Genomic DNA, 11,427 nt, shown 5'->3' with positions numbered 1-11,427 from the left:
CCAGACGGCCCTGGCGGAGTCGGCCGTCGAGTTCGACGACTTCGCCTTCATCGACCGGCTCTGGCGGGAGTGGTCGCCCGGCTGCAGGTTCCGTGCCCGCCCGGCCGTCTTCCATGACCGGTGGTGTGGGGTTCTGCACACTCCCCCGCCGCAGGTCAACAGCAAGTTGACGGGTCTCGAAGGCCCGTGGTGGACTGCCGGAGCCATATACGGCGGCAGGAGAGGAAGCCGGTGCGAATCCGGCGCGGTCCCGCCACTGTCACCGGGGTAGGTAGCCCCGGGAGCCAGGAACTCTCGCCGCCGGACTCGTCGAACCAGGGCGCGGACACCCTGAGTGAGGACATGACGCGATGCTCGCCTGCCGATCCACCAGCAGTACCAGGCACTTGAACGACCCCGCGATCGGCTGACCCGATGCGTGCCGATCGCGTTTTCGCGTACGGCGCCGCCGCCGGTCTGATCGGTGACCTTCTGCTCGGTGACCCACGTCGTGGGCACCCGGTCGCCGCGTTCGGACGGGCCGCCGGTGCCGTGGAGCGGGTGCTGTGGCGGGACCACCGGGGGTGGGGCGCGCTGCACACCGCCGTGTGTGTGGGTGCCGCGGTGGGGCTCGGAGCCGTCGCGGAGCATGTCGTACGTCCGTCCCGTACCGCTTCCGTCGTTCTCACCGGCGCCGCCACCTGGGCTGTCGTGGGCGGGACTTCACTCGCGCGGGAGGCCCGGGTCATCGGGCGGGCGCTGGAGGCCGGGGACGTGGACGCGGCCCGGGACCGGCTGCCTCATCTCTGTGGGCGCGACCCTCAGGCTCTCGACGCCGACGGAATCGCCCGGGCGGTCGTGGAGTCCGTCGCCGAGAACACCTCCGACGCCGTCGTGGGGGCGCTCGTGTGGGGTGCCGTCGGCGGGGTGCCGGGGCTGCTCGGGTTCCGCGCCGTGAACACGCTCGACGCCATGGTGGGGCACAAGTCGCCCCGGTACAGGCGTTTCGGGTGGGCCTCGGCCCGGCTCGACGACCTCGCCGGGTGGCCCGGGGCGCGGCTGACCGCCGTACTCGCCGCCCTGGCCGGGGACAGTCCCCGGCGTGCGGTGCGGGCCTGGCGGGAGGACGCGCACAGGCATCCGAGTCCCAACGCGGGGCCCGTGGAAGCCTCGTTCGCGGGCGCGCTGGGGGTCCGGCTCGGGGGGACCCTCTCGTACGCCGGGCGGGTCGAGCACCGGCCGGTGCTGCATCAGGAGGGGCGGGCCGTCGCCACCCACGACATCGAGCGCGCGGTACGGCTGTCGCGGCGCGTCTCACTGCTCGCGCTCGGCGTCGGTGTCGCCGCGCGGGCCTTCGTGAAGGGGCACAGGGCATGAGGGGCGGGGGTCTTCTCGTCGCAGGTACCACCTCGGACGCCGGCAAGAGTGTCGTCACCGCCGGGATCTGCCGGTGGCTGGTGCGGCAGGGGGTGAAGGTCGCGCCGTTCAAGGCGCAGAACATGTCCCTCAACTCGTTCGTCACGCGCGAGGGCGCCGAGATCGGGCGGGCGCAGGCCATGCAGGCGCAGGCCTGCCGGGTCGAGCCGACCGCGCTGATGAATCCCGTGCTGCTCAAGCCCGGTGGTGAACAGAGCAGTCAGGTCGTGCTGCTGGGGAAGCCGGTCGGTGAGCTGAGCGCACGTGGGTATCACGGGGGGCGGCAGCAGAAGCTGCTCGGGACGGTGCTCGACTGTCTCGCCGAGTTGCGGGGCACGTATGACGCGGTGATCTGTGAGGGGGCCGGGAGCCCGGCCGAGATCAACCTCCGGCGGACCGACATCGTGAACATGGGGATCGCCCGCAACGCGGGGCTGCCCGTGCTGGTCGTGGGCGACATCGACCGCGGGGGCGTCTTCGCGTCCTTCTTCGGGACCGTCGCGCTGCTCTCGCAGGAGGACCAGGCGCTCGTCGCCGGGTTCCTCGTCAACAAGTTCCGGGGGGACGTCTCGCTGCTCGAACCCGGGCTCGACATGCTCCACAGCCTCACCGGCCGGCACACCTACGGCGTACTGCCCTTCCGGCACGGCCTCGGGATCGACGAGGAGGACGGGCTGCGGGTGTCGCTGCGGGGGACGGTCCGGGAATCCGCGGTGAGCCCTCCGGTGGGTGAGGACGTGCTGCGGGTCGCCGTCTGTGCGATCCCGCTGATGTCCAACTTCACCGATGTGGACGCCCTGGCCGCCGAGCCGGGTGTCGTGGTCCGGTTCGTCGACCGGCCCGAGGAGCTGGCCGACGCCGACCTCGTCGTGATCCCGGGAACCCGTGGGACCGTCCGCGCGCTGGAGTGGCTGCGCGAGCGGGGGCTCGCGGCGGCCATCGGGCGCAGGGTCGCCGAACGGCGGCCCGTCCTCGGTATCTGCGGCGGGTTCCAGATCCTCGGCGAGCACATCGAGGACGAGGTCGAATCGCGCGTCGGAGCCGTCGACGGCCTCGGAGTCCTTCCCGTGCGGGTGCGGTTCGCGCGGGAGAAGACCCTCACCCGGCCGGTGGGGGAAGCCCTCGGGGAGCGGGTCGAGGGGTACGAGATCCATCACGGGGTCGCCGACGTGAGCGGAGGCGTCCCCTTCCTCGACGGCTGCCGCGTCGGCCAGACCTGGGGCACGCACTGGCACGGCTCGCTGGAGTCGGACGGCTTCCGGCGGGCCTTCCTGCGAGAGGTGGCGGCCGCCGCGGACCGCCGGTTCGTACCGGCCCCCGACACCTCGTTCGCCGCGCTGCGCGAGGAGCAGCTCGACCGGCTCGGCGACCTGATCGAACAGCACGCGGACACGGACGCGCTGTGGCGGCTCATCGAGTCCGGCGCGCCGCAAGGACTGCCTTTCATTCCACCGGGAGCGCCCGCATGAGCACAGTGTTGTTGTTGTCCACCGCCGACACGGACCTGTTGGCGGCCCGGGCCGCTTCGGGTGCCTCGTACCGGATCGGGAACCCGACCCGGGTCGATGTCGCGCAGGAGCTGCCGGCGCTGATCGAGGGCGCGGACATCGCCGTCGTACGGCTGCTCGGCGGCAAGCGGGCCTGGGAGGACGGGCTCGGCGCGCTGAGGGCTTCGGGCATCCCGACCGTCCTGCTGGGCGGAGAGTCCGTACCCGACGCGGAGTTGATGGCCGAGTCGTCCGTACCGGCCGGTGTCGTGGCGGAGGCGCTGAAGTACCTCGTCGAGGGCGGGCCCGCGAACCTGGAGGAACTCGCCCGGTTCCTCTCCGACACCGTGCTGCTGACCGGCGAGGGCTTCGTCGAGCCGCACAAGATGCCGGAGTACGGCGTCCATGGCGCCTACGCGCGGGAGAGCGGTCGGCCCACCGTCGGTGTGCTCTTCTACCGCGCCCACGAACTCAGCGGCAACACCGGCTTCGTGGACACCCTGTGCGAGGCGATCGAGGCGAAGGGGGCCAACGCCCTTCCCGTGTACTGCGGTTCGCTGCGCGGAGCCGACGCCGGGCTCTACGAGATCCTCGCCGGGGCCGACTCCCTGATCGCCACCGTCCTCGCCGCCGGCGGCACCCACGCCTCGCAGGCCTCGGCCGGCGGGGACGAGGAGGCCTGGGACATCGGGGCGCTGGCCGACCTCGACGTGCCGGTGCTGCAAGGGCTCTGCCTGACGACGTCCAGGGCGGCCTGGGACGAGTCCGACGCGGCCCTGTCCCCCATGGACGCGGCCATGCAGGTCGCGATCCCGGAGTTCGACGGACGGCTGATCACCGTGCCGTTCTCCTTCAAGGAGCAGGGCCCCGACGACGTCCCGGTGTACGTGGCCGACCCGGAGCGGGCCGCGCGGGTCGCCGGGATCGCCGTACGGCACGCGAAGTTGCGGCACAAGCCGAACGCCGAGAAGAAGCTGGCGCTGGTCTTCACCGCGTATCCGACCAAGCACTCGCGCGTCGGCAACGCGGTGGGCCTGGACACGCCCGCTTCGGCGGTGCGGGTGCTGGACGCGCTGCGGGACGCCGGGTACTCGCTCACGGAATACCCTTCCGGCGGCGACGAGTTGATCCACCGGCTCATCGAGGCGGGCGGCCACGACGTCGAGTGGCTCACCGAGGACCAGCTGGCCTCCGCCCCCGCGCGGGTGCCGCTCGCCGACTACCAGGCGTGGTTCGACCGGCTGGACCCGGAGCTCCGGCAGGCCATGCTGGACGCGTGGGGCGAGCCGCCCGGCTCGCTGTACGTCGACGGGGACGACATCGTGCTGGCCTCCCTCCAGTTCGGCAATGTCGTCGTGATGATCCAGCCGCCGCGCGGCTTCGGGGAGAACCCGATCGCGATCTACCACGACCCGGACATGCCGCCGTCGCACCACTACATGGCCGCGTACCGGTGGCTGGACCACTCGTTCGGTGCCGACGCGGTCGTCCACATGGGCAAGCACGGCACGATGGAGTGGCTGCCGGGCAAGGGGCTCGGTCTGAGCGGGGGTTGTGCTCCGGACGCGGTGCTCGGTGAGCTGCCGCTGATCTACCCGTTCATCGTCAACGACCCCGGCGAGGGCACCCAGGCCAAGCGGCGCGGGCACGCCACCGTCGTCGACCACCTGGTCCCGCCGATGGCGCGGGCCGACACCTACGGCGACCTCGCCAAGCTGGAGCAGCTGCTCGACGAGTACGCCCTCGTCTCCGACCTGGACCCGACCAAGGCCCCGGCCGTGCGGGCGCAGATCTGGACGCTGGTCAAGGCGGCCGAGCTGCACCACGACCTGCATGTCGACGAGCAGCCGGACGACGCGGCGTTCGACGAGTTCGTCATGCACATCGACGGCTATCTGTGCGAGATCAAGGACGTGCAGATCCGGGACGGGCTGCACATCCTCGGGGGCGGTCCGGTCGACGAGGCCCGCGTCAATCTGGTGCTGGCCGTGCTGCGCGCCTCGCAGGTCTGGGGCGGGCAGGCGAACGCCCTGCCGGGGCTGCGGGCCGCGTTCGCCGCTCATTTCGGGCTGGTGGAGAAGGAGTTGCTGGCCGAGCCGGGGGCGCCGGTGAAGGTGCCGGTCGAGCTGTCCGACCTGGTGGAGGGACCGTCCCGTACGGCCGCCGACGCGATCGACCTGCTGGAGCAGCTGTGCCGGCGGGTCGCGGAGGGCATGGAGGCCGTGTCCTGGGACGCGGCGGCCGTCCCCGGTCTCGTCCGTGACGTCCTCGGCACCGAACTCGCCGACGCCGTCGCCGTGTTGGAGTTCGCCTGCGACGAAGTCGTGCCGAGGCTGGCCCGCACGACCGACGAGATCGGCCACATCCTCAAGGCCCTGGACGGCGGTTACGTCCCGGCCGGGCCCTCCGGCTCCCCGACCCGTGGGCTCGTCAACGTCCTGCCGACCGGCCGGAACTTCTACTCCGTCGACCCCAAGGCCATTCCGTCCAGGCTCAGTTGGGAGGTCGGGCAGTCGCTCGCCGACTCGCTGGTGCAGCGGTACCTCCAGGACACGGGTGAGTACCCGAAGTCCGTGGGCCTCACCGTCTGGGGCACGTCCGCGATGCGCACGCAGGGCGACGACATCGCCGAGATCCTGGCACTGCTCGGTTGCCGTCCGGTGTGGGACGAGGCCTCGCGGCGGGTCACCGGTTTCGAGGTGATCGGCCTGGAGGAACTCGGACGGCCCCGCATCGACGTGACCGTCCGGATCTCCGGGTTCTTCCGGGACGCGTTCCCGCATGTGGTCGGGCTGATCGACGACGCTGTCCGCAAGGTGGCCGAGCTGGACGAGCCGGCCGACCGCAACTTCGTGAAGGCGCACGCCGATGAGGACACCGTCGAGCACGGTGACCGGCGGCGCGCGACCGCCCGGATCTTCGGGTCAAAGCCGGGGGCGTACGGTGCCGGGCTGCTGCCCCTGATCGACGCCCGCAACTGGCGCTCGGACGCCGACCTCGCCGAGGTGTACGCGGTGTGGGGCGGCTACGCCTACGGGCGCGGGCTCGACGGGCGGGCGGCGCGCGGGGACATGGAGACGGCGTTCAAGCGGATCAACGTCGCCGCGAAGAACGTCGACACCCGCGAGCACGACCTGGTCGACGCCGACGACTACTTCCAGTACCACGGCGGCATGGTCGCCATGGTGCGCCACCTCACGGGCACCAACCCCGAGGCGTACGTGGGTGATTCGGCCACCCCGGACCAGGTGAGGACGCGCACGCTCGGCGAGGAGACCCACCGGGTCTTCCGGGCCCGGGTGGTCAACCCGCGCTGGATGGCGGCCATGCGGCGGCACGGCTACAAGGGCGCCTTCGAGATGGCGGCGACCGTCGACTACCTCTTCGGCTACGACGCCACGGCGGGCGTGGTCGACGACTGGATGTACGAGAAGCTCAGCGCGGAGTACGTCTTCGACGCGGAGAACCGGGACTTCATGAAGAAGTCCAACCCCTGGGCGCTGCGGGGCATCACGGAACGGCTCCTGGAGGCCGCCGACCGTGGACTGTGGGCCGAGCCGGACGCGGAGACGCTGGAGCGGCTGCGGGCCACGTACCTGGAGCTCGAGGGCGACTTGGAGGGTGACGAGAAGTGAGTACCCCGTTTCCGTTCACGGCCGTCGTCGGCCAGGACGACCTGCGGCTCGCGCTGCTGCTGAACGCCGTGTCACCGGCGGTCGGCGGAGTGCTGGTGCGCGGCGAGAAGGGCACCGCCAAGTCGACGGCGGTGCGCGCCCTCTCGGCGCTGCTGCCCGAGGTCGCGGTCGTCCCCGGCTGCCGGTTCTCCTGCGATCCGGCCGCGCCGGACCCCGCGTGCCCGGACGGCCCCCACGAACCGGGGCCGGGCACCTCGCGGGCGTCCCGCATGGTCGAACTCCCCGTCGGCGCCTCCGAGGACCGGCTCGTCGGCGCCCTCGACATCGAGCGGGCGCTCGCGGAGGGCGTGAAGGCCTTCGAGCCGGGACTCCTCGCCGACGCGCACCGCGGGATCCTCTACGTCGACGAGGTCAACCTCCTCCACGACCACCTCGTCGACCTGCTTCTCGACGCGGCCGCGATGGGGGCCTCGTACGTCGAGCGGGAGGGCGTCTCGGTACGGCACGCCTCGAAGTTCCTGCTGGTCGGCACCATGAACCCCGAAGAGGGCGAGCTACGGCCGCAGTTGCTCGACCGGTTCGGGCTGACCGTAGAGGTCGCGGCCTCGCGGGAGCCGGACCAGCGGGTGGAGGTCGTACGGCGCAGGCTCGCGTACGACGACGATCCGGCGGGTTTCTCGGCGCGCTGGGCGGACGAGGAGGCGGCCGTACGGCAACGGGTCGTCGCCGCACGGGAGTTGCTGCCGTCGGTGCGGCTGGGCGACGGGGCGCTGCGGCAGATCGCGGCGACCTGTGCCGCGTTCGAGGTGGACGGCATGCGGGCCGACATCGTGATGGCGCGTACGGCGACCGCGCTGGCCGCGTGGGCCGGGCGCACCGACGTGCTCGCGGAGGACGTGCGGCAGGCCGCGCTGCTCGCGCTGCCGCACCGCAGGCGCCGTAATCCCTTTGACGCGCCGGGACTCGACGAGGACAAGCTCGACGAGACGCTGGAGGAGTTCAGCGGCTCCGGGGACTCCGAGGGCTCGGAGGGCTCCGGGGACGACGAGCCGGATCCGGACGGGCCCGGTGGGGGTGGCGGGCAGCCGCCCTCCGCCGACGGGCCGCAGGCCGACGGGGGTTCCGGCGCGCGGCCCGAGGCCGGGGACGACGGTGAGCCGCAGGCGTCCGGTGCCGGTGCCGGTGAACAGGCCGCCGCACGGGCGTCCGAGCCCTTCCGCACCAAGGTGCTCAGCGTGCCCGGACTCGGGGACGGCGCTGCCGGGCGACGGTCCCGGGCGCGGACCGAGCACGGGCGGACGACGGGGGCCCGCCGCCCCCGAGGGGCCCTGACCAAGCTGCACTTGGCGGCCACCGTGCAGGCGGCCGCCCCGCATCAGCGGGCGCGGGGACGGTCGGGGCGTGGGCTCGTGGTCCGGCGTGACGATCTGCGGCAGGCGACCCGTGAGGGGCGCGAGGGCAATCTCGTGCTGTTCGTCGTCGACGCCTCGGGGTCGATGGCGGCGCGGCAGCGGATGAGCGCGGTGAAGGGGGCCGTGCTGTCGCTGCTCCTCGACGCGTATCAGCGGCGGGACAAGGTGGGGCTGGTGACGTTCCGGGGGTCGGCCGCGGAGGTCGCGTTGCCGCCCACCTCGTCGGTCGACGCGGCGGCCGCTCGGCTGGAGACGCTGCCGACCGGTGGGCGTACCCCGCTGGCGGCCGGGCTGCTGCGGGCGCACGAGGTGCTGCGGGTGGAGCGGCTGCGGGATCCCGCGCGACGGGCGCTGGTCGTGGTGGTGACGGACGGGCGGGCCACCGGCGGGCCCGAGCCGGTCGCCCTCGCGGGGCGGGCGGCCAGGCTGTTCGCCGCGGAGGGTGTCGCCTCGGTCGTCGTGGACTGTGAGTCCGGGCCCGTACGGCTGGGTCTCGCCGGGCAGCTCGCCGGTGAACTGGGCGGTACCGCGGTGACGCTGGACGAGTTGCGGGCCGACTCGATCGCCGGACTGGTGAAGGACGTACAGAGGAGGGCCGCGTAATGCCTCAGGGACAGCCGAGTGTGGTGCCGGACGACGGGTTGACGACGCGACAGCGGCGCAACCGGCCGCTGGTCGTCGTGCACACCGGAGTGGGGAAGGGGAAGTCCACCGCGGCTTTCGGGCTCGCGCTGCGGGCCTGGAACCAGGGGTGGCCCATCGGGGTGTTCCAGTTCGTCAAGTCGGCGAAGTGGAAGGTCGGCGAGGAGAACGCGCTGCGGGTGCTCGGGGCGTCCGGGGAGGGCGGGTCCGTCGACTGGCACAAGATGGGCGAGGGCTGGTCCTGGGTGCAGCGGGACGCCCAGATGGACAACGAGGAGAAGGCCCGGGAGGGCTGGGAGCAGGTCAAGCGGGATCTCGCCGCCGAGACGTACAAGCTGTACGTGCTCGACGAGTTCGCCTACCCGATGCACTGGGGGTGGGTGGACACGGACGAGGTCCTCGATGTGCTGCGGGAGCGGCCCGGGACCCAGCATGTCGTGATCACCGGACGGAACGCCCCCGAGAAGCTGGTCGACTTCGCCGATCTCGTGACCGACATGTCCAAGGTGAAGCACCCCATGGACACCGGGCAGAAGGGGCAGCGGGGTATCGAGTGGTGATGTCCTCCACCGTTTCCGTCCCTCGGCTGGTCATCGCCGCGCCGTCCTCCGGCAGCGGCAAGACCACCGTCGCCACGGGGTTGATGGCCGCGTTCGCCGCGCGGGGACTCGCCGTGTCTCCGCACAAGGTGGGCCCCGACTACATCGATCCCGGGTATCACGCGCTCGCATCCGGGCGGGTGGGGCGGAACCTCGACGCGTACCTGTGCGGGCCGGAGCTGGTGGCTCCGCTGTTCCTGCGCGGGGCACGGGGGTGTGACATCGCCGTCGTCGAGGGGGTGATGGGCATGTTCGACGGGGCTGCGGGGGAAGGCGAGCTGGCCTCTACGGCCCATGTGGCGAAGTTGCTTCGGGCGCCGGTGGTACTGGTCGTCGACGCCTCGTCGCAGTCCCGGTCGGTGGCCGCGCTGGTGCACGGGTTCGCGTCGTGGGATCCCGAGGTGCGGGTGGGTGGCGTGATCCTCAACAAGGTCGCGTCCGATCGGCATGAGGAGCTTCTGCGGGAGGCATTGGAGTCGGCCGGGGTGCCGGTGTTCGGGGTGCTGCGGCGGGTGGCGCAGGTCGACACGCCTTCTCGGCATCTGGGGTTGGTGCCGGTCGCCGAGCGGCGGGCGGATGCGGTCGACTCCGTCGCGGCGATGGCGGAGCAGGTGCGTGCCGGGTGTGATCTTGAGGGGCTGATGGCACTTGCTCGGGGTGCCGGTGCGTTGTCCTGTGCGGTGTGGGACGCGGCTGAGGTCCTGGCTTCTTCGCCCCCGCCGCCCCTACCCGTCCCGTCCCCGGGGGCTCCGCCCCCAGACCCCCGCTCCTCAAACGCCGGAGGGGCTGAATCGGCGCGAACGCCGGAAGGGCTGGATTCGGCTCAGGTCACCCACCCAGGGGCGCGGGGAACTGCGCGACCAGCCCCCACGCACCCGCACCCGACTTCCGACGGACCGGTACGAGTTGCCGTCGCCGGTGGGCCCGCCTTCACCTTCTCCTATGCAGAGCACTCCGAGCTGCTCACCGCCGCCGGTGCCGAGGTCATCGTCTTCGACCCCTTGCGCGACGAGCAACTGCCGGACGGGACACGCGGGTTGGTCATCGGCGGCGGTTTCCCCGAGGTCTACGCCGCCGAGCTCTCCGCCAACGAACCGCTGCGCAAGGCCGTTTCAGCCCTCGCGGAGACCGGCGCACCCGTCGCCGCCGAGTGTGCCGGGCTTCTCTATCTGTGCCGGGAGCTCGACGGGCAGCCGATGTGCGGGGTGCTCGACGCCTCGGCGCGGATGGAGGAGAAGCTCACCCTCGGGTACCGGGACGCGGTCGCCGTCAGCGACAGTTCGCTGGCCGTCGCCGGGACGCGGATGCGGGGGCACGAGTTCCACCGGACCGTGGTGGAGCCGGGGGCGGGGGACGCGGCGGCCTGGGGTGTGCGGGTGCCCCGGCGGCGGCTCGAAGGATTTGTACAGCGTGGTGTGCACGCGAGTTATCTGCACACGCACTGGGCCTCGCAGCCCGGTGTCGCCCGTCGGTTCGTGGAGAGGTGCCGGACGTCATGAGCAGCAGCAGGTTGATCGGGGTCGGGGTCGGGCCGGGGGATCCGGAGCTGGTGACCGTCAAGGGGGTCAACGCCCTGCGCGCCGCCGACGTGGTCGTCGTACCCGTGATGGCTGCACCTGATGGAAAGGACGGCGGAGAGCGCGGGCGGGCCGAGGCGACCGTGCTGCACTACGTGCCGCAGGAGAAGATTGTCCGGGTCGTCTTCGCCCTCAACGAGCGCAGCGATCACGGACGGCGCGAGGCCGCCTGGGACGCCGCCGGGGATCGGGTCGCCCAGTTGCTCGCCGCGCACACGTCGGTCGCCTTCGCCACCATCGGCGACCCCAACGTCTATTCCACCTTCACCTATCTCGCCCACACCATCGGCGAGCTCGTGCCCGGCGTCGTCGTCGAGACCGTGCCCGGCATCACCGCCATGCAGGATCTCGCGGCGAGGTCGGGGGCCGTGCTGACCGAAGGCACCGAACCGCTCACGCTGGTGCCCGTCACCGCCGGTTCCGCCGTGCTCAAGGACGCGCTCAACGGGCCCGGGACCGTCGTCGCCTACAAGTTCGGGCGGCAGGCCGCTGAGGTGGCCGAGGCGCTCCGGGAGACCGGGCGGATCGAGGACGCCGTATGGGGATCGGCGCTGGGTCTTGAGGCCGAGTCCATCCGGCCCGCCGCCGAGCTCGACGGGGCTCCGCTGCCGTATCTCTCCACCCTGATCGCGCCCGCGCGGCGGGACGGCACCCGGGGTGGCAAGTTGTGACCCCCTCGG

7 protein-coding genes and 1 riboswitch are annotated in these 11,427 nt (G+C 72.2%); all 7 genes read left to right on the top strand.

The window, feature by feature from the left end; translation table 11 throughout:
• Positions 1 to 173: 173 nt before the first annotated feature.
• Positions 174 to 317: riboswitch (cobalamin riboswitch) on the top strand.
• 97 nt (positions 318 to 414) lie between these two features.
• The 7 genes from ABZT93_RS26860 to cobI are packed head-to-tail and all read left to right on the top strand — an operon-like array spanning position 415 to position 11,418.
• Entirely contained in the window at positions 415 to 1,356 is a 942-nt protein-coding gene (locus ABZT93_RS26860; protein ID WP_356109247.1) for a cobalamin biosynthesis protein, read from the top strand.
• Positions 1,353 to 2,864 (top strand): cobyric acid synthase, encoded by a 1,512-nt coding sequence (locus tag ABZT93_RS26855; RefSeq protein ID WP_356109244.1) that lies wholly within the window; start codon positions 1,353 to 1,355, stop codon positions 2,862 to 2,864. Before ABZT93_RS26860 ends, ABZT93_RS26855 begins: the two co-directional genes overlap by 4 nt.
• A complete protein-coding gene (gene cobN / locus ABZT93_RS26850; protein ID WP_356109241.1) occupies positions 2,861 to 6,517 on the top strand; it encodes a cobaltochelatase subunit CobN in 3,657 nt (1,218 codons plus the stop codon). The genes ABZT93_RS26855 and cobN overlap by 4 nt, the downstream gene beginning before the upstream one ends.
• Positions 6,514 to 8,532, top strand: coding sequence for a putative cobaltochelatase (locus ABZT93_RS26845; protein WP_356109238.1), 2,019 nt, complete (start codon positions 6,514 to 6,516; stop codon positions 8,530 to 8,532). Before cobN ends, ABZT93_RS26845 begins: the two co-directional genes overlap by 4 nt.
• Complete coding sequence (gene cobO / locus ABZT93_RS26840) at positions 8,532 to 9,131, top strand: cob(I)yrinic acid a,c-diamide adenosyltransferase (protein ID WP_351991126.1); 600 nt, start codon at positions 8,532 to 8,534, stop codon at positions 9,129 to 9,131. The genes ABZT93_RS26845 and cobO overlap by 1 nt, the downstream gene beginning before the upstream one ends.
• Positions 9,131 to 10,669, top strand: a complete 1,539-nt coding sequence (locus ABZT93_RS26835) for a cobyrinate a,c-diamide synthase (RefSeq protein WP_356109234.1) — start codon at positions 9,131 to 9,133, stop codon at positions 10,667 to 10,669. The genes cobO and ABZT93_RS26835 overlap by 1 nt, the downstream gene beginning before the upstream one ends.
• Positions 10,666 to 11,418 (top strand): precorrin-2 C(20)-methyltransferase, encoded by a 753-nt coding sequence (gene cobI / locus ABZT93_RS26830; protein WP_356109233.1) that lies wholly within the window; start codon positions 10,666 to 10,668, stop codon positions 11,416 to 11,418. Before ABZT93_RS26835 ends, cobI begins: the two co-directional genes overlap by 4 nt.
• The last annotated feature ends 9 nt before the right edge of the window (positions 11,419 to 11,427 follow it).

Origin of the sequence: Streptomyces sp. NPDC005303 (genome assembly GCF_040607335.1) — a bacterium.
In the GTDB taxonomy this organism is placed as follows: Bacteria; Actinomycetota; Actinomycetes; order Streptomycetales; family Streptomycetaceae; genus Streptomyces.
This window is presented reverse-complemented; position numbering and strand designations above follow the sequence as displayed.